The sequence below is a fragment of the Kitasatospora sp. NPDC001540 genome (assembly GCF_042894345.1).
In the GTDB taxonomy this organism is placed as follows: Bacteria; Actinomycetota; Actinomycetes; order Streptomycetales; family Streptomycetaceae; genus Kitasatospora; species Kitasatospora phosalacinea_C.
In genome coordinates this window covers 281,346-305,435 of the sequence record NZ_JBIAVO010000005.1, presented here as the reverse complement: position 1 = coordinate 305,435, position 24,090 = coordinate 281,346, and the positions used below count along the sequence as shown (strand labels likewise).

17 protein-coding genes are annotated in these 24,090 nt (G+C 75.0%); 4 read left to right on the top strand and 13 right to left on the bottom strand.

Translation table 11 applies throughout. The features are described 5' to 3' along the window. Positions 1–56: 56 nt before the first annotated feature. From ACFY00_RS09775 to ACFY00_RS09755, 5 genes are all read right to left on the bottom strand, one after another. Positions 57–1,271 (bottom strand): PP2C family serine/threonine-protein phosphatase, encoded by a 1,215-nt coding sequence (locus ACFY00_RS09775; RefSeq protein WP_388029225.1) that lies wholly within the window; start codon positions 1,269–1,271, stop codon positions 57–59. Positions 1,272–1,273: 2 nt separating this feature from the next. Then, a complete protein-coding gene (locus tag ACFY00_RS09770; RefSeq protein ID WP_388029139.1) occupies positions 1,274–3,664 on the bottom strand; it encodes a tetratricopeptide repeat protein in 2,391 nt (796 codons plus the stop codon). Continuing rightward, complete coding sequence (locus tag ACFY00_RS09765; protein ID WP_388029222.1) at positions 3,657–5,021, bottom strand: hypothetical protein; 1,365 nt, start codon at positions 5,019–5,021, stop codon at positions 3,657–3,659. The genes ACFY00_RS09770 and ACFY00_RS09765 overlap by 8 nt, the downstream gene beginning before the upstream one ends. A gap of 248 nt (positions 5,022–5,269) precedes the next feature. After that, positions 5,270–6,232, bottom strand: a complete 963-nt coding sequence (locus ACFY00_RS09760; RefSeq protein WP_388029138.1) for a glutamate ABC transporter substrate-binding protein — start codon at positions 6,230–6,232, stop codon at positions 5,270–5,272. Between the two features lie 14 nt (positions 6,233–6,246). Further along, positions 6,247–7,653: a hypothetical protein gene (locus ACFY00_RS09755; protein ID WP_388029136.1), complete on the bottom strand. Its 1,407-nt coding sequence runs from the start codon at positions 7,651–7,653 to the stop codon at positions 6,247–6,249. Between the two features lie 406 nt (positions 7,654–8,059). Here ACFY00_RS09755 and ACFY00_RS09750 point away from each other — a divergent pair, with 406 nt between their 5' ends. Further along, complete coding sequence (locus ACFY00_RS09750) at positions 8,060–8,632, top strand: nucleosidase (RefSeq protein ID WP_388029135.1); 573 nt, start codon at positions 8,060–8,062, stop codon at positions 8,630–8,632. Between the two features lie 105 nt (positions 8,633–8,737). On the opposite strand, the gene ACFY00_RS09745 is transcribed toward ACFY00_RS09750, so the two are convergent. After that, complete coding sequence (locus ACFY00_RS09745; protein WP_388029134.1) at positions 8,738–9,355, bottom strand: hypothetical protein; 618 nt, start codon at positions 9,353–9,355, stop codon at positions 8,738–8,740. 435 nt (positions 9,356–9,790) lie between these two features. On the opposite strand from ACFY00_RS09745, the gene ACFY00_RS09740 reads away from it, so the two are divergent. Further along, a complete protein-coding gene (locus tag ACFY00_RS09740; protein ID WP_388029131.1) occupies positions 9,791–12,109 on the top strand; it encodes an Orn/Lys/Arg decarboxylase N-terminal domain-containing protein in 2,319 nt (772 codons plus the stop codon). Between the two features lie 122 nt (positions 12,110–12,231). Further along, positions 12,232–14,916, top strand: coding sequence for a hypothetical protein (locus ACFY00_RS09735; RefSeq protein ID WP_388029130.1), 2,685 nt, complete (start codon positions 12,232–12,234; stop codon positions 14,914–14,916). Positions 14,917–15,018: 102 nt separating this feature from the next. Here ACFY00_RS09735 and ACFY00_RS09730 read toward each other — a convergent pair whose 3' ends face one another. The 7 genes from ACFY00_RS09730 to ACFY00_RS09700 form a co-directional block, all read right to left on the bottom strand. Beyond that, a complete protein-coding gene (locus tag ACFY00_RS09730; protein WP_388029127.1) occupies positions 15,019–16,038 on the bottom strand; it encodes an N-acetylglucosamine kinase in 1,020 nt (339 codons plus the stop codon). Between the two features lie 61 nt (positions 16,039–16,099). After that, positions 16,100–17,380, bottom strand: a complete 1,281-nt coding sequence (locus ACFY00_RS09725; RefSeq protein WP_388029219.1) for a 6-phospho-beta-glucosidase — start codon at positions 17,378–17,380, stop codon at positions 16,100–16,102. An 8-nt stretch (positions 17,381–17,388) separates the two neighbouring features. After that, complete coding sequence (locus tag ACFY00_RS09720) at positions 17,389–18,282, bottom strand: carbohydrate ABC transporter permease (protein ID WP_388029125.1); 894 nt, start codon at positions 18,280–18,282, stop codon at positions 17,389–17,391. A 6-nt stretch (positions 18,283–18,288) separates the two neighbouring features. Continuing rightward, entirely contained in the window at positions 18,289–19,245 is a 957-nt protein-coding gene (locus ACFY00_RS09715) for a carbohydrate ABC transporter permease (protein ID WP_388029122.1), read from the bottom strand. Position 19,246: 1 nt separating this feature from the next. Then, positions 19,247–20,605: an ABC transporter substrate-binding protein gene (locus ACFY00_RS09710; RefSeq protein ID WP_388029120.1), complete on the bottom strand. Its 1,359-nt coding sequence runs from the start codon at positions 20,603–20,605 to the stop codon at positions 19,247–19,249. 93 nt (positions 20,606–20,698) lie between these two features. Further along, positions 20,699–21,859 (bottom strand): ROK family transcriptional regulator, encoded by a 1,161-nt coding sequence (locus tag ACFY00_RS09705; RefSeq protein ID WP_388029217.1) that lies wholly within the window; start codon positions 21,857–21,859, stop codon positions 20,699–20,701. A 238-nt stretch (positions 21,860–22,097) separates the two neighbouring features. Further along, complete coding sequence (locus ACFY00_RS09700; RefSeq protein ID WP_388029118.1) at positions 22,098–23,165, bottom strand: mechanosensitive ion channel family protein; 1,068 nt, start codon at positions 23,163–23,165, stop codon at positions 22,098–22,100. A gap of 309 nt (positions 23,166–23,474) precedes the next feature. Here ACFY00_RS09700 and ACFY00_RS09695 point away from each other — a divergent pair, with 309 nt between their 5' ends. Continuing rightward, the gene (locus tag ACFY00_RS09695; protein WP_285735408.1) at positions 23,475–24,086 is read left to right on the top strand and encodes an HNH endonuclease; all 612 of its coding nucleotides are present in this window, start codon (positions 23,475–23,477) and stop codon (positions 24,084–24,086) included. The last annotated feature ends 4 nt before the right edge of the window (positions 24,087–24,090 follow it).

Sequence of the window (24,090 nt, the reverse complement as noted above, 5' to 3'; positions counted from 1 at the left end):
GCTCCTGTCGGAGGAATCGGTGGCGGCGGCGGTGTCGGTGGTGCGAGCGGCGGAGGTCAGTCCGCGGCGGGCGGCGCGGGCTCGGCGGCGGTCGGCACCGGGGCGGGCGGCGCGGCCGGGGCGGGAGGCACGGCCGGAGGTGCGGCCGGGGCCGGGGGCACGGGCGGCGCGGGCGGCGCGGCCGGGCGCAGCGGCACGGTGGCGTCCGGGTCGGCGGCGCGCGGCAGCGGCACGTCGAGCAGGGTGGCGTCGTGGACGGTCGGCGCCGTCGGCGGGTCGATCGGCAGGACCGCGACGGTGATGTTGTCGTGCCCGCCGCGCTCGACCGCGAACCGCACCAACTCCTGCGCGGCGGCCAGCGGTTCGGTCCGGGCATCGGTGCGGACGAAGAACGCCAGGTCGGTGGCGGCCTCGGCGTAGTTCCACAGCCCGTCGGTGCAGATCAGCAGCACGCCGGGGACGTGCGGGGTGAAGCTGACGGTGTGCGGGTCGAGGTCCTCGGCGTCGGCGCCGAGCCAGCCGGTGATGGCGTGGGCGCGCGGGTCGGCGTACGCCTCGGCCTCGGCCATCAGCTCGGCGGCGACCATCCGGGCCGCCCAGGAGTCGTCCTCGGTGAGCCGGTACGGTTCGGCGGCCTCGCGGTCGTCCGGGATCCAGTAGGCGCGGGTGTCGCCGACCCAGCCGATGGTGACCAGGCCGCCGGAGCTGATCGCGCTGACGTAGGTGCAGGCGGGGGCGTTGTGGTGGCGGCCGTCGGGGGCGGTGCCGTCGTGGGCGAGCGCGGTGACGGCCCGGTTGGCGGCGCCGATCGCCTCGCGCATCGCCTGGCCGGGCTCGCGCCCGGCGGCCAGCGCGGCGACCAGCGAGTCGGCGGCGGCGGTGACGGCGGTGGCGGAGGCCTCGTCGGGGCGGGCCGAGGAGGAGACGCCGTCGCAGACCACGGCGAGCACCACGGGCGCGCCGCCGGGGCCCTCGGCGGTGGCGACGGTGAACGCGTCCTCGTTGCGGTGGTGCCGCAGGCCGCGGTCGGAGACCGCCGCGACGCCGGTCAGCTCCAGCTCCTGGTGGTCGCGTTCGCGCGGCTGGGCCTGCCCGCAGTGCTGGCACCAGCCGTCCGCGAGCTCGGCGGAGCCGCAGTGCGGGCAGCTGGGCACGACGGGCAGGTCGCGCAGGGTCGGCGGCCCGGTCAGGGCGGTGCCGCAGGCCCCGCAGAACGCGTCCTGCGAACCCAGCGGTTCGGCACAGTTCGGGCACTCGGTCTGCTGCGGCATGCTCACACCCATGTCCTGGGGCGGGCCCGGTTGGCCCGTTCCACCCACTCGATCCTCGTCTCGGTCCGGTCGGACAACCGGGCCAACATTCGGTAGGAGTGTTCCAGGGCGAGCCTCAGTTCCCGTTCCGCGGCGGGATGTCCCAGCACGGTCAGCGTGGCGGGCCTCCCGGCGGCCCCCGCCAGGACCCAGTTCAGCGCCGAGTCCAGCACCTCGACGGTCAGTTCCTCGCGCCGCCGGGCGTCCAGGGTCAGCGCCGCCAGCCGCTCGGAGCTGTCGGCGAGTTCGGCGGCCAGCGGCTCGGTGGCGGCCCGGCCGCGCAGCCGGGCGCGGACCGCGCCGATCCGGGCGGCGGTCCAGTGCGCGGAGCCCTCCGGGACGGCCTCCAGCGCGGCGACCGCGCCGTCCCGGTCGCCGTCCGCGAGCCGGACCCGGGCCAGGCCGAACGCGGCCCCGACGAAGGACCGGTCGACCAGGTTGACCTGGGCGTAGTACCGGGCCGCGGCCGCGGTGTCGCCGAGCAGTTCGGCGCAGACCGCGAGCGCCAGCTTGGGCGCGCCCTCGCCGGGGAACGCGTCGTACAGCGCCTCGAAGGAGTCGCGGGCCTCCGCGGCCCGGTCCGCGGCCAGCGCGGTCAGGCCGCGGTGCCACACCACCCGCCAGTCGTCGGGGTGCTCGGCCTCCAGCGCGGCCAGCGCCGCGGTGGCGGCCGCGGTGTCGCCGAGCTCCAGGTGGGTGCGCAGCGCCCGCAGCCGCAGCTCCGGAGAGTCGGCGCCGGAGGCCCGGAGCGCGGCCAGCGCCTCGGCGGGGGAGCCGGTGGGCAGGGTGGCGAGCAGGCCCGCGTGCGGGTCGGCCGGGTCGGCCAGCGGGGCGGGCAGGGCCAGCGCGGCCGCCCGGGCGTCCGGCGTCCGCTCGGCCAACTCGGTGTCGACGACCCGCAGTTCCGGCCCGAACAGCGCGGAGGACGCGGGCCTGGGCCGCCCGTCCTGCAGGCTCAGCACCTCGCGCAGCACGCCGGTCAGCTGCGCGGCCATCTCCTCGGCGGAGGCGAAGCGGCGGGCCGGGTCCGGGTCGGTGGCGCGCACCAGCAGCCGGTGGAAGGACTCGTACCGGGCGAACACCTCGACCTCGTCCGGGCCCGGGAGCTCGTACCGCCAGCGGTCGGTGTAGCCGCGGAAGTCGAAGGTCATCACGGCCAGCGTGCGGGCCACCGTGTACAGGTCGGAGGCGGGGGAGGGGCCGACGGTGGCGATCTCCGGGGCCTGGTAGCCGACGGTGCCGTAGATCGGGCCGTCGTCGTCGTGCCGCCGGACCGCGCCCATGTCGATGATCTTGAGCATGTCGTCCGACTGGATCACGTTGTCCAGCTTGAAGTCGCAGTACACCAGCCCGCGGGCGTGCAGGTAGCCCAGCGCGGGCAGCGCCGCCAGCGCGTACGCCAGCGCCTGCTCGACCGGCAGCGGCTCGCGCCGCCCGTCCGGGGCGCGGCGCTCGTTGGCGATGTCCTTCAGCGACTTGCCGCCGACGTACTCCATCACGATGTAGCCGTCGGCGACGCCGGTCCGGGCGTCCGGGTGCTCGACGAAGTTGATGATCCGGACGATGTTCGGGTGGTCGACCTCGGCCAGGAACCGCCGTTCGGCGATCGCCACCGCCAGCGCGTCCTCGTCGCCGGTGTCGAGCAGGCCCTTGAGCACCACCCACCGGTCGTTCACCCGGCGGTCCACCGCCAGGTAGATCCAGCCCAGGCCGCCGTGCGCCAGGCAGCCCATCACCTCGTACTGGCCGCCGACCAGGTCGCCGCGCGCCAGCTTCGGGGTGAACGAGTACGCGGTGCCGCACTTGGTGCAGAACCCCTCCGGGCGGCCCGGGCGGCCGTCCTTCTCCCGGCCCACCGGCTGGTCGCAGCGCGAGCAGAACCGCTTGTGCTCCGGCACCTCCGGGTTCGCCAGCACCGCCCGCGCCGGGTCCGCGGTCGGCACCGGGGCGATCGCCACCAGGCCCGCGCCCAGGTTGCCGCGCCTGGCGCTGCCGGTGCTGCCGCGCGAACTGCGCACCGACACCGAGCCGCCGGAACGGGAACGGCCCGACCGGGAACCGGCCGAGGAGGCCCGCGGGGCGGGCAGCGGGACGGCGGCGGCGGAGACGGGTGCGGAGACCGCGGGTGCGGAGGCCGCGGGTGCGGCGGCGAGGCCGCAGGTGTCGCAGTAGCCGTCCGGGTCGACGGCGCCGTCGCAGCCGCCGCGCCCGCACGGGCCGCCGGGCGCCCGTGCGGCGGCCGCGGCGGCCGCGGCGGGGGCCGGGGTGCGGTCGGGGGCGAGCCCGCACGCGTCGCAGTAGCCGTCGGCGTCGATCTCCCCGGTGCAGCCCGTGCGGGCGCATGCCTCAGCCATCGCTGTCCTCCCCCTGGTCGCTCTGTTCCGGCGGCCGGCCGTCCCGGGCCTCCGGTTGCTCCCGCTGCGGCGGTCGCGGCGGCTGCCGTTCGGGCGCGCGCAGGGCCTGCTGGAAGCGGCCGACGGCCTCGGCGGCGGCCCGCAGGTCGCACGGGGCGCTCCAGAGCAGCCAGCGGGCCTTCTCGAAGCGCTCGACCACCTCGGGGTCCTCGGCCAGGCCGAACCGGGCGGCCATCGCCTTGTACGCCTCCAGCCGGCCGCGCAGTTCGGCCCGGACGGCGAGCGGCTGGGCGACCTCGGTGAGCGACTGCCGGGCCCGGCCGAGCTCCTTGGCGGCGGCGTCCTCCAGCGCGTCCAGCAGCGGGCCGAGCCGGTGCCACTGGCCGGTCTGCTGGTAGTCGACGGCCTGGCCGATCGCCTCGCGCAGCGCGGAGGGCGGGCCGGGCACGGCGGGCACCTCGGTCGCGGCGATCTTGGCCAGCACCTCGCCGCGGGCCCGGCGGGCCTCGGCGAGGGTCAGTTCGGCGCGCTGGAGCAGGTCGGCGACCTGCTGGAGGCGCTCGTGGGACTCGTCGCGCAGCCGCAGCAGGCCCTCCAGTTCGACGCGCACGTCGTCGAGCCGGCGGCCCATCCGGTCGAACCCGGTGGTGTCCACGGCGCCGGTGGGCGCGGCCCAGGCGGTGTCCTCGGCGGCCCGGCCGCGCTGCGCGGGCACCCGGCTGGGCCGCCACAGCGCGAGCGGGTCGGACACCACCAGGGCCCGCAGCGCGGTCAACTGCCGGGCCAGTTCGTCGAGGTCGTCGGCCAGCGGGTGCGCGCCGGGGCGGACGCCGACCGATCCGGCGAGCATCCGGACCCGGCCGAGTTCGGTCAGCAGCAGGTCGATCCGGGCGGGCAGCGCCGACCAGACCGCGTCGACGGCGCTCACCACCTCGACCACCACCGCGTACCAGCCGTTCATCCGCTCCAGCAGTTCGCCGAGCGTGACCTGCTCGACCAGCCGTGCCGGGGCCGGGAGTCGGCCCGACGGGTGGGGGAGCCGGCCGCCGGAGACGGTGACCGAGCGGCCGGTGAGCAGTTCGCCGAGCTCGGTGAGTTCGGCGTTGGTGGGACGGGCGCGCCGGGAGCGGACCGCGCGGGCGGAGGCCAGCGCCTCCGCGTACCGGTCGAACAGCGCCCACAGCAGGGCGACTCCGCCCTCGGCGACGGCCCAGCGCTCCCGGGTGCGTCCGGTCAGTTCGGCGCCGGTCAGCAGACGCAGTCCCGGGTGGTCCTGGAGCGCCAGCAGCGCCGCCTCGACCGCGTCGCGCTCGGCTCCCAGCCGGGTCAGCGCGCGGTCGACCTCCTCACGGTTCATCACCGGGCGGGTCGTTCCGGCCAACGCGGTTCCTCCTCTCGGCCACGGTCGTGGTGACGGGGCGTCGGTCCTGGGGCGGTCGGAGCGACGGCCCGTGGGCCGCCAGTCTCCCCGACGCCCGGCACCGCGCGGACGGCGGTCCCCCGGATTCCCCGTCCCGGACCGCGCTCCGCCCGCCGCGCCCACCGCTCCCGCCGCCGTTCCGCCGCCCACCGCTCCCGCCGCCACCGCGGCCCGCGCCCCCGCCCTCACCACGGCCGGTACGGGCCCGGATCCCCCATGCCGGGCCGCAGCCACCTGTCGTAACTGGCCTGCCAGCCGCCGCTGTTGCGCCAATCGACCAGCACCTGGTTGACCCACGCGACCAGGTCGGTGTCGTTCTTGTTCATGCCCACGCCCATGTACGTGGGCAGGAAGGACTCCCCGGCCAGCTCCATGGTCTGGTCCTGGGCGACCATCGCGGCGGCCAGCGAACTGTCCGACAGGGTGGCGTCCGCCTCGCCGAGCTCCATCAGCACCAGGCAGTCCAGCTGGTTGTCGGGCGTGACGACCGAGGCGGCGCCGTGCGGGTTCGCCTTCAGCTCGTTGTGCGAGGAGGAGTTCAGCGCCGCGCAGACCCGCTTGCCGCCGAGCGCCTCGGCCACGCTGCGGGCGTGCGCGGCCTTCGGCGCCACCACCCGCTGGGAGACCTTGAAGTACGGCGCGGAGAAGGAGATCTGCGCCAGCCGGTCGCAGGTGATGGTCATCGCCCGGGCGATCAGGTCGATCGGCTGGGGCTGCGCCTGGAGCAGCTTGACCCGGTCGGCGGTGGCGACGGTCTTGAGCCGCACCTTGTCCGGGTCGCCGAGGACCGACTGGGCGACGGCGCGCGCCAGGTCGATGTCGAAGCCCTCGATCCGGCCGGTCTGGGAGTCCCGGTAGCCCCAGTTGTAGGCGCTCTGGTCGACGCCGACGATCAGGTAGCCGCGCTTGCGGATTTCCTGGATCCGGGCCCCGACCTGCTGCTTGGGCGGCAGCGACGTCCCGGTGTCGCAGTTCTCCCCCTGCACCGCGTTCTGCACCGCGTTCTGCGGCGCGGCGCCCGCGGCGTGCACGAGCGCCTCCCCGCGGACGCCGCCCGCCCCGGCGGCCGAGCCGCCGGTGCCGAGCAGGCCCGCCAGCAGTGCCGCGGCCGCGAGCAGCGTCCCGGTCCTCGCCCTGCGCCTGCGCATCCCTCGTCCCCCCGTCACCGGTACTCGGCCAGTCGGCGGCCGAGGCCGCGCACCGTGCCGCCGACCGCCAGCGCGGCCAGCAGCGCCGTCGCCGCGGCCTGGACGGCCAGCGTCCCGTCGACGCCGCCCGCGGCCGCGTCGAACGCGGCCTGCTCGGACCGTCCGGCCTGCGCCCACTGCTGCCCGGCGGCGTTGAACGCGGCTTCGGCGGTGTCGTCCCGGCCCGGGGCCAGGGTCTTGCCCAGCGCCTCCTCGTAGCGGCCGTCGGCGTCCAGCCGGGCGGCCTCCGCGTGCCGCTGCTGCCACTCGTCGAACCACCGCCGGGCGTCGGCCAGTTGCTGCCGGGCCCGGTCCGGCGGGGCGGCCAGCAGGCCGGCCACCGAACCGGGGTCGCGGGGGGAGGCGGTCAGGGTCTTCGCCAGCGCGTCCCAGCGCTCCTTGAACGCCTCGGTGGCGCCGCGCGAGACCAGGTCGAGGTTCTCGGCGGTGTGCGCCTGCAGCGCCTCCACCCGGACCCGGTTCAGGTCGCGCAGCGGGTCGATGCCCTGGGTGCGGGCCCGGTGCAGGTCGGTGCCGGCCGAGACGGTGCCGGCGGCCGTCCAGGCCAGCGCGGCCAGCACCGCGGCCGAGGCGGTCAGCAGGCCCGGGTTGAACACCCGGTTGGTGCGCCGGAACAGCAGCACCTGGTAGCGGCCCAGCGCCCCCAGCAGCAGCACGCCCAGCGCCAGCGCCGCCCACGGCACCGCGGCCGCCGCGTCGTGGTCCCCGTCCAGGGCGGCGGCCTCGCCGTCGGCGATCCGCTGGGCATTCGGCAGCACGGCGGTCTGCAGGTAGTTCGAGGCGTACCGCAGGTACGCCCCGCCGAGCGGCAGGCCCTCCCGGTTGATCGCCCGGGCGGTCTCCACCAGGCCCGCATAGCGCGGCAGTTGCTCGCCCAGCACGGCCAACTGCCGCTGCGCCTCGGCGGACGCGCCGCTGCGCGCGGCGGCCTGCGGGATCAGCCGGGCCGCGGTCGCCAGGTCGTCCTGGTAGCGCTTGCGGACCTCGGGCGGCTCGGCGGAGGCCATCAGGAAGCCCGCGGCGGCGGTGGCGTCGGCGTCCGCCAGCGAGCGGTAGATCTCGGCCGCGTCCTGGCTGAGCGGTTCGCTGCGGGACGCCAACTGCCGGGCCGCCACGGACCGTTCCGCGGACTGCCAGGCCGCCGTGACGCCGAACAGCACCGTCAGCGCCACCAGCACCGCCAGCGCCGTGCGCAGCCGCCCCGGCGGGGTGCGGGAGGCCGCCCGCAGGCGCGCCAGCGGGCCGGACAGCCGCCCGGCGAGCGGCCGCCCGCCGGGTACCGGCACCGGCCCGCCGGGATCCGGCTCCGGCGCGCGGGCGGGGGACGGCGCGCGGACGCCCCCCTGGGTCTGTGCGGCCACCGTTCCCCCCTCGGCTCCACCGGCCACGTCTCCGGGCAGTATCGCCACGCGCGACGGCGGATCGGCCGCAGTTGTCCGGGTGTTCGCCCAGCGGTCACCGACCCGACCCCGACCGGCCGCGCCCCGTCCACCGGACGCCCTCCGGGCCGGGGCCTGGGCGCTCTCCGGGCCGGGCTCCGGGCATGGGGGCCACCCGGGCCGTGCCCCGGGCGCCGGGCGTCCTCCGGGCTGTGCTCCGAGTGCCCTCCGGGCCAGGTCCCGGGCGTCGAGGGCCGTCCGGGACCTGGCCCGGCCGCCCGTCGGTGGTGTCCCGTCCACTGGTAGCCCTGCGGGCCGCGCCCCGTCCACCGGGCGCCGCCCGGGCCGCGCCCCGAACGCCCTCCGGCGCCCTCGTAAGCTGGGCGTCATGCGTCTGACCGGAACCGTCACCCCCGACCGCCCGCTGCTCGTCGTCGCCCTGCCCGAGGAGGCCGCGCACTTCGACGGCGGCCTGCCGGTGCTGCTCACCGGCATGGGCAAGCTCAACGCGGCCGCCGCGCTGGCCGCCGTGCTGGCGGGGGGCGAGCGGCCCGCCGGGATCGTCAACCTGGGGACCGCGGGTGCGCTGCGGCCCGGTCTCGGCGGCACCCACGAGATCGGCCGGGTGCTCCAGCACGACCTCGACGTCGAACTGCTCGGGCAGCTCACCGGCCGCCCGATGGACGGCCCGATCGACCTCGGCCCGACCGGTCCGGTGCTCGCCACCGGCGACCGCTTCGTCTCCGCCGACGCCGACCGCGAACTGCTGGCCCGCACCGCCGACCTGGTCGACATGGAGGGCTACGCGATCGCCACCGTCGCCCGCCGCGCCCAGCTCCCCGTCCGGCTGGTCAAGCACGTCAGCGACGAGGCGGGCGAGGGCGCGGTGCGCAGTTGGCAGGAGTCCGTCGACGCCTGCGCCCGGCTGCTCGCCGACTGGGCCCGCACCCACCTCAGCTGAACCACCCGCCCTCCGTGGGCCCCGGGAACGCCGGAGCGCCCGCCCGGCCGCCCCTGTTCGGCGGTCGGACGGGCGCTCCGGCGGAACGCTCAACCCTGGTGCGGGTCAGCTCTGGTACGGGTTGGCTCCCGGCGCCGGGTACTGGCCCGGGGCCTGCGGGGCCTGCGGGTACTGGCCGGCGGGCTGCTGCGGCGGGTACGGGGCCGCGGGCGGGGCCGCCGGGTACTGGCCGGGGACGGGGGCCTGGGCCTGCGGGTACTGGCCCGGCGCCGGGGCCTGGACCGCCGGGTACTGGCCGGGAATGCCCGGGGCGCCGCCGAGCAGGGCGCCGACGAAGGTGTCCATCTCGGCCCGCCACATGCGGTGGATGTTCATCCGGGTCGGCTTCGGCTCGTTCGGGAGCTGGAAGCGCAGCGAGCTCCACAGGGTGTTGCGCCGCACGTCGCTGATCGAGGCGCGGGCCTGGTCCAGCGGGATCACGTACAGGACTTCCTGCGGGCGGTTGCTGATCCGGGAGGTGCGGTGGATGACGACCACCCGGTGGGTCAGCGTGACGAAGTAGTACTTGACCATCAGCTGACCGATGAGGCCGAGCACGCCGTTGGTCAGCCAGGGGCTCGGTCCCGTGATGGTCTGGATGGTGGCGACCGGACGGTCGTTGGGCTCGATCGCGGCGATCGCGTCGGCGACCTGCTGCTGAATCGTGGACTTGACGATCGCCATCTGGCGCTGCTCCCGGCGGTTGCGGCCGCACGCCCCCGTCGGACGCGCTGTGAGCGCGCGACACTAACAACCGGATCCGGCGCGTTCAACGGACAGAGCGGGCATCCCGGGCAACCTTGCCAGATTTTCACTGAATTGATACCCGACCGGGGAACTTGTCCGCAAGGTGACGTACCGTTACCTCGCGGGGCCGCCCCTCGGACGTCCCGCCGGCCGTCGGCCCGTACGCGCGGCCGGGCTGGTCACCCTCTGGCGGGTCGTCAACTCACCGGCGGCGCGCCACTCGTCCGGGTGGGAACCGGCCACGGCCCGCCCGATCGGTCGTGCACGGAGACCACAATGGCGCTGTGCCCCGGCCCGCGGGCCCGCGGCGCGCACCCACCCACGTCCCGGTGCCCCGCGCGGCACCGGACGCGACCGAGGGCAGGCGGACCCATGGCGAACGGCACGGTACTGCTGGCAGTGCGCAACGATCCGCTGGGCGGTGGGGTGAGCGCCGAGCAACTGCGCCGGATCGGCAAGGAGTTGCAGGGCCGCGGCCTGGAGCTGCGCTGGGCCCGCGACGCCCGGGACGCGGTGGCGACGCTCCAGGTCGAGGCGGGCCTGGCGGCCGCGGTGGTCGCCTGGGACCTGCCGGGCGGCGCCCCGGGCGACGGCGGCGGGGCCGAGGTGCTGGAGCGGGTCCGGCGCCGCTTCAAGGACCTGCCGGTCTTCCTGCTGATGGCGGACGGCTCGGACCACGACCTGGAGCACCTGCCGCTGTGGGTCTCCGAGGCCGTCGTCGGCTACGTCTGGCCGCTGGAGGACACCCCCGCGTTCATCGCGGGCCGGGTCGCGTCCGCCGCCGCCACCTACCGCAGCGAGGTGCTGCCGCCGTTCTTCCGCGCCCTGCGGCGCTTCGACGACGCCCACGAGTACTCCTGGCACACCCCCGCCCACTCCGGCGGCGTGGCCTTCCTGAAGTCGGCGGCCGGGCGCGCCTTCTTCGACTACTACGGCGAGCGGCTGTTCCGCACCGACCTGTCGATCTCGGTCGGCGAACTCGGTTCGCTGTACGAGCACAGCGGCCCGATCGGCGCGGCCGAGCGCAACGCGGCCCGGGTGTTCGGCGCCGAGCGCACCTACTTCGTCCTGCACGGCGACTCCACCTGCAACCGGATGGTCGGCCACTACAGCGTCACCGCCGACGAGATCGCCCTGGTCGACCGCAACTGCCACAAGTCCGTCCTGCACGGCCTGGTGGTCTCCGGCGCCCGCCCGGTCTACCTGGTGCCGACCCGCAACGGCTACGGGCTGGCCGGCCCGCTGCCGCCCGCCGCCCTCGACCCGGCGGCCGTCGCGGCCCGGATCGCCGCCAACCCGCTCACCGCCGACGCGCTCTCCCCGGCGGCGCAGTACGCCGTCGTCACCAACTCCACCTACGACGGCCTCTGTTACGACACGGTCGCGGTGGCCCGGGCGCTCGCGCCCAGCACCCCGCGCCTGCACTTCGACGAGGCCTGGTTCGCCTACGCCCGCTTCCACCCGCTGTACGAGGGCCGCTACGGCATGGCGGTCGGCCCGGACACCCTGCCGGGCCCCGAGCGGCCCACCGTGTTCGCCACCCACTCCACCCACAAGCTGCTCGCTGCCCTCTCGCAGAGCGCCATGGTGCACGTGCGCCCCGCACCCCGGGCGCCGGTGGAGCACGACCGCTTCAACGAGACGTTCATGATGCACGGCACCACCTCGGCGTTCTACCCGGCGATCGCCTCCCTCGACGTGGCGGCCGCCATGATGGACGGGCCGCAGGGCCGCTGGCTGATCGACGAGGCCGTCACCGAGGCCGTCCGCTTCCGGCAGGCCGTGGTGCGCACCGCCCGCCGGATCACCGCCGCCGGGGACCGCCCGGACTGGTTCTTCGGCGTCTGGCAGCCCGAGACGGTCACCGACCCCGCCACCGGCGCCCGGACCGCCTTCGCGGACGCCCCGGTCGCTCTGCTCGCGGGCGAGGCGTCCTGCTGGCGGCTCGAACCCGGCGCCGCCTGGCACGGCTTCGACGGCCTGAGCGAGGGCCACTGCCTGCTCGACCCGGTCAAGGTCACCCTCACCTGCCCCGGCGTCACCGCCGACGGCCGCACCGAGCCGTGGGGCATCCCGGCCCGGTTGCTGACCGCCTACCTCGCCACCCGCGGCATCGTGGTGGAGAAGACCGACAGCTACAGCACCCTGGTGCTGTTCTCGATGGGCATCACCAAGGGCAAGTGGGGCACCCTGATGGACGCCCTGATGGACTTCAAGGCCCTGTACGACGAGGACGCGCCGCTCGCCCGGGTGCTGCCCGCCCTGGTCGAGGGGCACCCGCGCCGCTACCGGGACACCAGCCTGCGCGAGCTGTGCGCCCAGATGCACCGGCACCTCACCGACGGCGCGTTCGTCCAGGCCCTCGACGAGGCGTTCCGGCACCCGCCGCGGCCCGTCCACCCGCCCCGGTACTGCTACCAGCGGCTGGTGCGCGGCGGCACCGAACGCGTCCGCCTCGCCGACGCCGCGCACCGGACGGCCGCCGCGATGGTCACCGTCACCCCGCCGGGCATCCCGGTGCTGATGCCCGGCGAGTCCCTCGGCGCCCCGGACGGCCCGCTGCTGCGCTACCTGACCGCCCTGGAGTCCTTCGACCGGACCTTCCCCGGCTTCGGCAGCGAGGCCCACGGCGTGGTCACCGACCCCGACACCGGCGACCACCTGATCGAGTGCCTCCACCCGGACGCCTGACCCCCGCCGCGCCCGCCGCGCCTGCCACGCCCACGGTCGGCGCACTGCCCGGTCGGGCGCGTCCGCCGCGCCTACGCTCGCCCCGCCCGGACCGGGCGACGGCGCGTGCAACGGGAGAGCGGATGACGGGACGGATGCGCAGGGCGGCGCGAGCGGCGGTGGCACTCCTGCTGGCGGCGGGGCCGGTGCTCGCGGTGCCGCAGGCGGTGGCGGGCCCGGCACCGGCCGCGGTACGGGTGGGGCCGGGCCCGGCGTCCGGCGGGACGGTGATCGTCGACGAGACCTTCGAGGGTTCCTCGGTGTCCGACCCGTCCTGGGAACCGCTCGGCGACACCTGCCTGACCGGCGCACCGCCCGGCGGCACGCCCGCGCCCGGCGCCGCGCCGATCCCGTCCTGTCCGACCGGCGGCACCCCGGCCGCGCCGGTGCCCGGCGTCACGCCCGGTTACCTCCAGCTGAACGACTCGGCCGGGTTCGTCGGCGGCTCGCTGCTGTACCGCCGCCCGGTGCCCGCCTCGGCGGGTCTGTCGGTGACCTTCGAGCAGTACCAGTACGGCGGCAACGCGCAGCCCGGCGACGGCATCGGGTTCTACCTGGTGGACGGCTCGACCCCGCTGGACTCGAAGGGCGCGGACGGCGGCAGCCTCGGCTACGCGCAGCGCAACCTCACCCCCGGCGTGGTCGGCGGGTACCTGGGCGTGGGCCTGGACATGTACGGCAACTTCTACAACGACGGCGAGCTGCGCGGCGCGGACTGCCCGACCGGCCAGCAGTCGCCGGTCAGGGTGGACGGCGCGGTCGCGCCCAACGTGGTCACCCTGCGCGGGCCGGGCGCGGGCATCTCCGGCTACTGCTACCTGGCCTCCACCACCGAGCCGCCGGCCGGTGACCCGCCCCGGGCGGCGAGCACGCTGCCCGGAAGCCTGGGCGCGCCGTTCGGCACGGTCGACCCGGCGGTCGCCGAGCGCACCGTCAACGTGCAGATCACGCCCGCGCCCGCACCCCGGGTGATCGTCCAGGTGGACTTCCAGGACGGCACCGGCTGGCACCAGGTGCTCGACCAGCCGGCCCCGGACGGGCTGCCGTCCACCTACAAGTTCGGGTTCAGCGCCTCCACCGGCGGCTCCACCGACGTCCACCTGATCCGGAACGTCAACGCCTCCTCGATCCTGCCGCTGGGCGACCTCGACCTGGTCAAGCAGGTCGACCGGAACGGCCCCCCGCTGCCCGCCGTGATCACCGAGGGGACGGTCATCCCGTACCAGTACGTGGTCACCAACGCCGGTGTGGTGCCGGTCAGTTCGCTGTCCGTCGCGGACGACCGGCTGGCGCCGGTGAGCTGCCCGGCCACCACCCTGCCGCCCGCGCCCGCGCCCGGCTCGACCGTGGTGTGCACCGGCAGCCACACCGTCACCGCCGCGGACGTCGCCGCCGGGCAGGTGGTCAACACCGCCAACGCCACCGCGACCCCGGACATCGGCGACCCGGTGACCGCCGGGCCGTCCACCGTCACGGTGCCGCTGACCTCCTCGCTGACGCTCGACAAGCAGGCCGTCACGCCCGCCCCGCACACCGTCGGCCAGGTGGTCGAGTACACCGTCACCGCCACCAACACCGGCGGCTCCGTCCTCTCCACCGTCGCCGTCCACGACCCGCAGGTCACCGACCTGGCCTGCCCCGACTCGGTGCTGGACCCGGGTGAGGCGGTGGTGTGCACCGGCAGCCACACCGTCACCGAAGCCGACCTGGCGGCCGGCTCGTTCACCAACACCGCCACCGTCGACGCCGTCACCCCGATCGGGCAGAGCGTCACGGCCGGTCCGGCGGTCGCGACCATCCCGGTGGTCTCCGCCGACGACTTCGCCAACCTCGGCGTCACCGTCACCGCCGACCCGACGGTGCTGCCGGTGGGCTCCACCACCACCTTCACCGTCACCCTGCACAACTACGGTCCGCACGGGTCGACCAACGCGGTCGTCGCCAACCCGGTGCCCGCCGGGACGACGCTGCTCACCGCGACGCCCGCCCCCGGCACCTCGTACGACCCGGCGACCGGCACCTGGACGGTGCCCGCGCTGGCCCCCGGCGGATCCGTGCAGCTCACCCTGCTGGTCCGGCTGGACACCGCCGCGCCCGCCACCGACAGCGCCGCCGTCACCTCCGCCGACCAGTACGACCCGGTGAAGGAGAACAACACGGCGAGCGCCACCGTCCGGCCGCTCGACGAGACCGACATCGCGATCGGCAAGAGCGTCGACACCGCGCACCAGCAGGTCGGCGGGCAGAGCGTGTTCACCGTGACCGCCACCAACAACGGTCCGGCGCCCGCCACCGGGCTGACCGTCGACGACCCGCTGCCCGCCGGGCTGGAACTGGTCTCTGCCGTACCGAGCACCGGCAGCTACGCGGCCGCCACCGGGGTGTGGACGATCGGGAACCTCGCCGTCGGCGACCGGGCCCGGCTGCTGCTGACCGTCCGGGCCGCCGAGCCCGGCACCCGCACCAACACCGCGGACCTGGGCGAGCTCGACCAGACCGACACCGACCCGTCCGACAACAGCGCGAGCGCCACCGTCACCGTCGACGGCCCGTCACCGAGCCCGAGCCCGACGCCGGGCCCGACGCCGTCACCGGAACCGACCCCGTCGCCCGAGCCCACCCGGCCCCCGCACCCGTACCCGCACCACGGCCCCGAGCTGCCGGGCACCGGCGCGTCGGCCGCCGCCGCGGGCGCGGTCGCGGTGCTGCTGCTGGTCGGCGGCGGCGTGCTGCTCGCGGCCCGGCGCTCCCGCGGCCGACGGAGCTGACGCCCGGGGGACGCGGAACCGCCGACGGGGCGGCCGAGGCAGGTGCAGTGCCTCGGCCGCCCCGTCGGCGGCGGCGTTCCGGGGGAGTCGCGGGACGGGCCGTCAGGCCGCTATCGGGCGGGCCGTCGGGTACGCCTCGCGCAGGCGGCGGTGCGCCGCGGGGGCGGCGCCCAGGTGGTCCAGGCCGAGCAGGGCCGCGCCCAGCACGGGCGGGGCGACGACCACCCGCGGTTCGGCGAGCGGCGCGTCGGCGGCCAGCCGGGCGGTCAGGTTGTCCAGCAGCAGCGGTTGCCGGGAGGCCAGCACCCCGCCGCCGAGCACCACCGGCACCGGCTGTTCCAGCAGGTCGAGCCGGGTGAGCGCGACCACCGCGAGCCGGGCCACCTCGTCGGCCTGCCGGTCGATCAGGTCGAGCGCGGTCGGGTCGCCCGCCCCGCCCGCCGCGAACAGCACCCGGGAGACCTCGTGCAGCCGGGCCCGGTCGAGCCGCCCCAGGTGCATCGCCTCGGCGACCGCGTTGGCGCCCGCCAGGCCGAAGTGGGCGCCGATCATCGGGGAGAGCAGGGTCGCGGGGCCGCGGCCGTCCTCGGCGCGGGCCGCGTGCCACATCGCCTCCTCGGCGAGTCCGCCGCCGCCGCCCCAGTCGCCGGTGAGGCGGCCGAGCGCGGGCCAGCGGGCGGTGCGCCCGTCGGGTCGCAGGCCGACGCAGTTGATGCCCGCGCCGCAGACCACCGCGACGCCCAGCGGCCCGTCGGTCCCGGCCCGCAGCAGGCCGAAGGTGTCGTTGGCGACGTGCACGGACGGCGCCCAGCCGTACCCGGCGATCGCCTCGTGCAACTGCTGCTCCTCGACCGGCAGGTCGGCGTTGGCCAGGCAGGCGCTGACGTGGTCGGTCAGCGGCCGCCCGCCGGGCCGCCGGTCGACCCCGGCCTGCCGGGCCAGGTCGTCGACCAGCGGGGCCAGCGCGGCGACGGCCGCGGCCGGGCCGGTGTGCTGCGGCTGGAAGCCGCCGCCGCGGGCGGAGGCCAGGACGGTGCCGTCGGCGCCGACCAGGGCCAGGTCGGTCTTGCTGTTCCCGGCGTCGATGGCGAGGACGCCGGGCAGGAGTGCGGAGTGGCTCATCGGCCGGTCCCCCCGTGGTGGTGCCGGGTGCTGGTGGGGCGGTGCACGGTCATGGTGCCGGTCACGCCCAGCTCAGGTGGTCGCGGTTGTGGGCCAGCAGCCGGTCGGTGAGCTGGTCGGCGAGCTCGATCTGCCCGACCAGCGGGTGGGCGAGCAGCGCGTCGAAGACCCGGTCCCGGCCGCCGTGCAGCGCGGCGTCCAGCGCCAGGTGCTCGTACGCGGTGACATGGGCGATCAGGCCCGCGTACAGCGGTTCGACGGGGCGCTGCGGCAGCGGGCGGACGCCGGTGGCGTCGACCTCGGCCGGGACCTCGATCACCGCGTCGTCGGGCAGGAACGGCAGCACGCCGTCGTTGCGGGTGTTGACCACCTGGACGGTGGTGCGGCCGTCGGTGCCCAGCAGCGAGGCGATCAGCTGCACCGCGGCCTCGGAGTAGAACGCGCCGCCGCGCTTGCCGAGCAGCTCGGGCTTGGTGTCCAGGGCCGGGTCGGCGTACATCTCCAGCAGCTGCCGCTCGATCGCGGCGACCTCGGCGGCCCGGGAGCCCTTGACCTTCAGCTCCTCCACCACGGCGTCGTGCTGGTAGAAGTACCGCAGGTAGTACGAGGGGACGACGCCGAGCCGGCGGAACACCGGCAGCGGCAGGTGCAGGTCGGCGGCGATCGCCTCGCCGTGCTCGGCGAGCAGCTGCGGCAGCACCTCGCGGCCGCCCGTCGAACCGGGGGAGTCGAGCAGGGTGACGCCGCGCTCCCAGGTCAGGTGGTTCAGGCCGACGTGGTCCAGGCGCACCAGCTCCGGGTCGACGCCCAGGTGGGCCGCGAACTTGCGCTGGAAGCCGATCGCGACGTTGCACAGGCCGACGGCCCGGTGCCCGGCGGTCTGCAGGGCGCGGGTGACGATGCCGACCGGGTTGGTGAAGTCGACGATCCAGGCGTCCGGGTTGGTGCGGCGGACCTGCTCGGCGATGTCCAGCACCACCGGGACGGTGCGCAGCGCCTTGGCGAGGCCGCCCGCGCCGGTGGTCTCCTGGCCGACGCAGCCGCACTCCAGCGGCCAGGTCTCGTCCTTGTCGCGGGCGGCCTGGCCGCCGACCCGCAGCTGCAGCAGCACCGCGTCGGCGTCCCGCACGCCCGCGGTGACGTCGGTGGCGGTGGTGACGGTGGCGCCGTGGCCCTGCTTGGCGAAGATCCGGCGGGCCAGGGCGGCGATCAGCTCCAGGCGGTCGGCCGCCGGGTCGATCAGCACCAGCTCGCCGATCGGCAGGGTGTCGCGCAGCCGCGCGAACCCGTCGATCAGCTCCGGCGTGTAGGTGGAACCACCGCCGACGATTGCCAACTTCAGTGCGGACATCAGCCCTTGACCCCTGTCAGTGTGACGCCTTCGACGAAGGCGCGTTGTGCGAAGAAGAACAGAACGATCACCGGGGCCAGCACCAGCAGCGTCGCCGCCATGGTGAGGTTCCAGTTGGTGTGGTGGGCGCCCTTGAAGGACTCCAGTCCGTAGCTGAGCGTCCAGGCGTCCGGGTTCTCGGAGGCGTAGATCTGCGGTCCGAAGTAGTCGTTCCAGCAGGAGAAGAACTGGAAGAGCGCGACGGCGGCGATCGCGGGCTTCGCCATCGGCAGCACCACCCGCAGCAGGGTGCGCAGTTCGCCGCAGCCGTCGATCCGGGCGGCCTCCGCGTACTCCTTGGGGATGGTCAGCAGGAACTGGCGCAGCAGGAAGATCGTGAACGCGTCGCCGAACGCCATCGGGACGATCAGCGGCCACAGCGAGCCGGTCAGGTGCAGTTGCTTGGCCCAGAACAGGTACATCGGGATGACGGTGACCTGCGGCGGCAGCATCATCATCGCCACCACCGCCGTCAGGGCGAGGCCCCGGCCGCGGAAGCGGAACTTGGCGAGCGCGTACGCCACCGGGAGGCTGGAGACCACCGTCAGCAGGGTGCCGAGGCCCGCGTAGAGCAGGGTGTTGCGCCACCAGGTGAGGAAGCCGGGGGTGTGCCAGACCTTCGCGTAGTTCGACCACTGCCACTGGTGCGGCCACAGGTCGGAGGTGAGCGCCTGGCGGTCGGTCATCACCGAGGTCAGGAAGACGAACACGAACGGCAGCAGGAAGAACAGCGCGGCGGCGATCGCCACCGAGTGCACGGCGACCCACTGCAGGGCGGCGCGGCGGCGGGCGGCGCGGGCGGCCGCCGAGGCGGGGGCGGTGCGCTTGCGGGGGAGAGCGGAGACGAGGGTCACGGGGCCTCAGTCCTCATTCGTGAAGCCGGACTTGCGCCGCAGCAGGATCGAGGTGAACGCCATCGAGAGGGCGAACAGGATGACGGCGACGACGCAGGCCGAGCCGGTGTCGAAGCGCTGGAAGCCGAGGTTGTAGACCATCTGCGGCAGCGTCCAGGTGGAGCCGTGCGGGTAGCCGGGTTCGAACTGCTGCCCGGAGCCGCCGATCACGCCGGAGGCGACCTTCCCGGCGACGATCGCCTGGGTGTAGTACTGCATGGTCTGGATCACGCCGGTGACCACGGCGAACACCACGATCGGCGAGATGTTCGGCAGGGTGACGTACCGGAAGCGCTGGAAGCCCCCGGCGCCGTCGAGCTCGGCGGCCTCGTACTGCTCGGTCGGCACGTCCAGCAGCGCGGCCATGAAGATCACCATCAGGTCGCCGATGCCCCACATCGCCAGCAGCGTCAGGGCGGGCTTGGACCAGGACGGGTCGGTGAACCAGCCCGGCTGCGGCAGGCCCAGCTCGCCCAGCAGGTGGTTGACCGGCCCGGTGCCCGGGTTCAGCAGGAACGCGAACGCCATCGTCGCGGCCACCGGCGGCGCCAGGTACGGCAGGTAGAAGGCGGTGCGGAAGAACCCGGCGCCGGACTTCACCTTGATGATCAGCATGCCGACGCCGAGGCCGAACACCACCCGCAGGCTGACCATCACCACGACCAACCAGAGCGTGTTGCCCATGCCCTTCCAGAAGGAGGGGTAGTCGGTGAGGACGTAGGTCCAGTTCTGCAGGCCGGCGAAGGTCGGCGCGGTGAACCCGTCGTAGTGCATGAACGAGAAGTAGACCGTCGAGACCAGCGGGTACAGGAAGAAGAACCCGAACCCGACCAGCCAGGGGGAGAGGAAGGCCAGGGTCCTGGCCCGCTCCCGCCGACGCTTGCGGCGCAGCGCCGGCGGGACGGTGGAGTTCACGAGCGCCATGTCACTTCGCCTGGTCGACGGCGGCGTCGATCTCCTTGGCGGTGGCCCTCAGGCCCGCCCCGAGGTCGGTCTGCTTCCCGGACTCCACCTCGAAGCTGAGGTTCTGCAGCGACACCTGGTAGGCGCCGCCGTTGACGCTCGCCGGGGTGGTCGAGGAGTTCGGGTTCTTCGCGATGTCGACGAAGGTGCGGAAGTTCGCGTCCGCGTCCAGCTTCGGCGAGTCCAGCGCGGCCAGCGTGCTCGGCACGTTGTGGATCGCGTTGGCGAAGGAGACCACCGCGTCGGTGTCGGTGGTCAGGTACTTGACGAAGGTCCAGGCCGCGGTCTGCTTCTTCGAGCCGTTGGCGACGCCGATGATGGTGCCGGTCTGGTAGCCGCGCCCGTAGGTGGCCGCCTGGTCGTCCGGCACCGGGAACGGCGCGGTCGCCCACTCGAAGTCCGGCTTGTCCTCGGCCAGCGAGGCGGTCCGCCACTCGCCGTCCAGGCTCATCGCGACCTGCCCGGTGGTGAACGGGTTCTTGGAGCTGAACTCGTCGCCGAACGTCGTCCGGTACTTCTCCAGCTTCTCGAACCCGCCGAGCCTGTCGACCAGTTGCTTCTGCCAGGTCAGCGCCGCCGCCACGGTCGGGTCGGTGGCCACGTTCGACCTGCCGTCCGGGCCGAAGTACGTGCTGCCGTACTGGCCGAGGTAGTGCGCGATCGCCGTCTCGTAGCCGTGGTAGTTCGGCATGAAGCCCAGCTGCTTGTACGAGTCGCCGTCGGGGACGGTCAGCTTGGCGGCGTCCTCGGCGAACTCGCCGAAGGTCTTCGGCGGCGCGGTGATCCCGGCCGCCGCGAACGCGGTCTTGTTGTAGTACAGGCCGTACGCGTCGCCGAGCAGCGGCAGCGCGCACTGGTTGCCCTGGTACTGGCTGTACTTCAGCATCGCGCTCGGGAAGGTCTTCGCCGGGTCGACGCCGTCCTTGCGCAGCATCGGCCCGAGGTCCGCCCACACGTGCGAGGAGCAGAACTTGCCCACGTTGTCGGTGGAGAACGAGGAGACCACGTCCGGCGCGTCCGGGCCGCCCGCGCGCAACGCCTGCTCGGCCTTGTCGTCGGCGATGTTGCCGACCACCTTGACGTGGATGTTGGGGTGCAGCTTCTCGAAGGCGGCGACGTTGTCGTTGATCGCCTTCACCTCGTTGTCCTGGCTCCAGCCGTGCCAGAAGGTGATCGTCACGTCCTGGCCGGAGGCCGAACCGTCCTGCCCGCCACCGGAGTTGGTGCCGGTGCAGGCGGCCGCCAGCAGGGTCGTGCAGACGGCCGCGGTGAGTGCGGCCAGCGGGCGGCGGGCGAGCGGGGATCTACGGGTCTTGTCCACGGAAGGGCGCTCCTCTGGAGGGACGGGGGCAGGGCGGCATGGCCCGGCGGCCCGTGGGGGCGGGGGCGTGCGTGCGAACGTGCGTCGGTTGCGTCAGTGCGTGCTGAACAGGACGTCCCGGGTGCTCGCCAGCGCGCGCTGCAGCGCGCCGGTCAGGACGGGCGACCCCGGTACGGCCGACAGCCGCACCTCCGGCCGCGGGATGGACATCCGGCCCAGGGCCTCCTGGACCAGCTCCCGCAGGCGTTCCCCGCCCGCGGTCGGCGTCCCCCCGGAGAGCACCACCAGCTCCGGGTCCACCACGGAGGCGATCACCGCCAGCCCGACCGCCAGCCGTTCGGCCAGCTCGGTCAGGAAGGCCTCGCCCCCGGCCGCGCCCAGGGCCCCGGCCACCACCTGCGCCGCGTCGGTGCCGCGCAGCCCGTGCCGACGGGCCAGCGCCAGTACCGCGGGCTCGCCGGCCAGGTCCTGGAACCCGCCGGACACCTTCCGGCGGGAGCTCAACGACACCGGGGCGTCCGGCACCGGCATGTAGCCGACCTCGCCCGCGCCCCCGGTGAAACCCCGGTGCAACCGGCCGGCGATCACGATCGCCGCGCCGATGCCCTCCTCGGCCCACAGCAGCACGAAGTCCTCGCACCCCGCCGCCGCCCCGCCGGCCTGCTCCGCCACCGCGGCCAGGTTCACGTCGTTCTCGATCGACACCGGCGCGCCCAGGGCCGCCTCCAGCTCCTCCACCAGCCGCGGCGAGTGCCAGCCCGGCAGGTGCGAGGCGTACCGCAGCTTGCCGGTCACCGGGTCCGGCGCGCCGCCGATCCCGATCACCACCTCGCGCAGGCACCCCGGCGCGAGCTCCGCCCGCCGCACCGCCTCCGCGACCGCCTCCGCGACCCGCGCCACCGTCTCCGCGGCCGGCCACCCCTTGGTCGGCACCCGGTGCTCCGCCAGCGTCGTCCCGGTGATGTCCGCGACCGCGACCCGCACCGCGGTGCTCGTCACGTCCACGCCCGCGACGTGGCCCGCCGCCGGGTTCACCTGGTACAGCTGGGCGTTGGGCCCCGGCCCCCCGGCCGTCGTCCCGACCGGCACCACCAGCCCGACCGCCTCCAGCCGGGCCAGCAACTGCGAGGCGGTCGGCTTCGAGAGCCCGGTCAGGCTCCCGATCTGGGTGCGGGAGAGCGGGCCGTTCGCGAGCAGCAGCTCCAGCGCGGCGCGGTCGTTGATGGCCCGCAGCAGGCTCGGCGTACCGGCCAGCGGGGAGCGGGGCGTCTTTCGGGTGGTGGTCACGGCCCGATCCTCCTCTGCGTACGCCGCTGCGGCCAACTGTTAGGAAAGTTTCCAATCGCGAGCCGCAGATGTCAACGGTACGTGACCACTTCGTTGGTGGAGACCAGTGGGTGCGCGCCGGGCAGCAGCAGGGGCGCGGGGGGAGTTCCCCCGCGCCCCTCGACGGTCCCGCTCCGTTCGGCGGCCCCCGGCGGCCGCCCCCGGCTCAGTTCTGGGTCGGTATCGGCTTGGCGGCCAGCGAGCGGGCCGAGTTGGGGTCGGCCAGGGCGGAGGGCGGGAGGATCTCGGGGGCGGCGGGCTGGGCCGGGACGCTCGCGGCGGCCTCCTCCTTGAGCTTGACGCCGGCCAGGTCGAAGGCGGCCTTCAGCCGCACCCGCAGGGCGCGGGCGACCTGCGCGGACTTCCCGGGCGTGCAGCGGGCCTCGATCCGCAGCTGGACGGAGTCGACGGACACCGACTCGACGCCCAGCACCTTGACCCGGCCCCAGATCAGCTCGTCGTACGGGCTCTCCTTGGCGAGCTGCTCGGCGGTCTCGGTGACCAGCAGCTCGATCCGCTCCAGGTCCTCCTTGTAGCCGACCTGGACGTCGACGGTGGCGGTGCCCCAGCCCTGGCTCATGTTGGCGATCCGCTTGACCTCGCCGTTGCGGATGTACCAGATCTCGCCGGAGGAGCCGCGCAGCTTGGTGACCCGCAGGCCGACCTCCAGCACGGTCCCGCTGGCCACGCCGGTGTCGATCTCGTCGCCGACGCCGTACTGGTCCTCCATGATCATGAAGACGCCGGAGAGGAAGTCGGTGACCAGGTTGCGGGCGCCGAAGCCGATCGCCACGCCGGCCACACCGGCCGAGGCCAGCAGCGGCGCCAGGTCGACGCCGAGCACCGACAGGGCCATCAGCGAGGCGGTGCCGAGGATGGTGAAGGAGGCCACCGAGCGCAGCACCGAGCCGATCGCCTCGGACCGCTGCTGGCGGCGCTCGGTGTTCACCACGCCGCTGTTGGCGAGCAGGCCGCCGAGCACCCCGTGGTCGTTGTCGGACTCCGCGGGCCGCCCCATCCGGGCCACCAGCTTGTCGATCACCTTGCGCACCACGGCCCGCAGCACCAGCGCCAGCGCCAGGACCAGCACGATCCGCAGACCGCTGATCACCCAGCCCTGCCAGTTCTCGTCCAGCCACCCGGCCGCCTGCCGGGTGGTGTCCGTCACATCGGCGGCGGTGGTGGGGATGGAGAACGTCGGCGTGGTGCCGTCGGCGGCGGAATCGGCGAGCATCGCCCCACTGTAGCGAGCCCTCCCACCTCCCCGTTCACCCGCTCGGAGGGCCCGTCAGGGCACCCGTCCGGTTCCGGACACGCACCGCACCGCCCCTCGCACGGTACGTGCAGGAGGGGCCCGAGCTGGGCATACCGACCATGGCGGGTCGTGCGGGGGCTCACCGCACGCGCGCGGCCCGTTCACGGAGAAATGGTGGCGTCGTACGACGGCGTAAGGCGACACTGAGGGAGATCACGCCCCGCGCGGGGCGCGGTCACCCGCTCGACTCGGCGCGAGCCACGCGCCGCAGGCGTCCAAGGAGGCCCCGTGCCGCATGTCCTTGTCCTCAACGCGTCGTACGAGCCGCTCGGTGTCGTCTCGATGCGACGCGCCCTCATCCTCGTCCTCAACCACAAGGCGATCGCCCTGGAGGACGCGGGCACCACACTGCACAGCGCCACCGGTGCCGTCCAGGCACCGTCCGTCGTCAAACTGACCCGTTTCGTGCGGGTCCCCTACCGAGGCCCCGTGCCACTGACCAGGCGGGCGCTGTTCGCCCGCGACCACGGCCGGTGCGTGTACTGCGGGGCCGCCGCCACCAGTGTCGACCACGTCATCCCGCGCAGCCGGGGCGGCCAGCACCGGTGGGACAACGTGGTGGCGGCCTGCCGCCGCTGCAACCACACCAAGGCCGACCGGCACCTCGCCGACCTCGGCTGGCGGATGAAGCGCCCCCCGGCCGCGCCCAGCGGCCTGGCCTGGCGGGTCATCGGCACCGGGATCAAGGACCCGCGCTGGCGGCCCTACCTGGAGCCGTACGGCGGCCTCGACCAGTTCCGCGACTTCGAGCACCACGACCATCCCGAGGCGGTCCTGCCCGCCCCGGTCCGCACCCGTCCGATCCGCCGCGGCGAGCAGCACGCCCCGCTCTCCGCCTGAACAG

What these genes read in the sequence shown, in the direction of transcription:
- ACFY00_RS09775 (WP_388029225.1), bottom strand. Translation starts at nt 1,271, where the DNA reads ATGCCGCAGCAGACCGAGTGCCCGAACTGTGCCGAACCGCTGGGTTCG.
- ACFY00_RS09770 (WP_388029139.1), bottom strand. Translation starts at nt 3,664, where the DNA reads ATGGCTGAGGCATGCGCCCGCACGGGCTGCACCGGGGAGATCGACGCC.
- ACFY00_RS09765 (WP_388029222.1), bottom strand. Translation starts at nt 5,021, where the DNA reads ATGAACCGTGAGGAGGTCGACCGCGCGCTGACCCGGCTGGGAGCCGAG.
- ACFY00_RS09760 (WP_388029138.1), bottom strand. Translation starts at nt 6,232, where the DNA reads ATGCGCAGGCGCAGGGCGAGGACCGGGACGCTGCTCGCGGCCGCGGCA.
- ACFY00_RS09750 (WP_388029135.1), top strand. Translation starts at nt 8,060, where the DNA reads ATGCGTCTGACCGGAACCGTCACCCCCGACCGCCCGCTGCTCGTCGTC.
- ACFY00_RS09745 (WP_388029134.1), bottom strand. Translation starts at nt 9,355, where the DNA reads ATGGCGATCGTCAAGTCCACGATTCAGCAGCAGGTCGCCGACGCGATC.
- ACFY00_RS09740 (WP_388029131.1), top strand. Translation starts at nt 9,791, where the DNA reads ATGGCGAACGGCACGGTACTGCTGGCAGTGCGCAACGATCCGCTGGGC.
- ACFY00_RS09735 (WP_388029130.1), top strand. Translation starts at nt 12,232, where the DNA reads ATGACGGGACGGATGCGCAGGGCGGCGCGAGCGGCGGTGGCACTCCTG.
- ACFY00_RS09730 (WP_388029127.1), bottom strand. Translation starts at nt 16,038, where the DNA reads ATGAGCCACTCCGCACTCCTGCCCGGCGTCCTCGCCATCGACGCCGGG.
- ACFY00_RS09715 (WP_388029122.1), bottom strand. Translation starts at nt 19,245, where the DNA reads ATGGCGCTCGTGAACTCCACCGTCCCGCCGGCGCTGCGCCGCAAGCGT.
- ACFY00_RS09700 (WP_388029118.1), bottom strand. Translation starts at nt 23,165, where the DNA reads ATGCTCGCCGATTCCGCCGCCGACGGCACCACGCCGACGTTCTCCATC.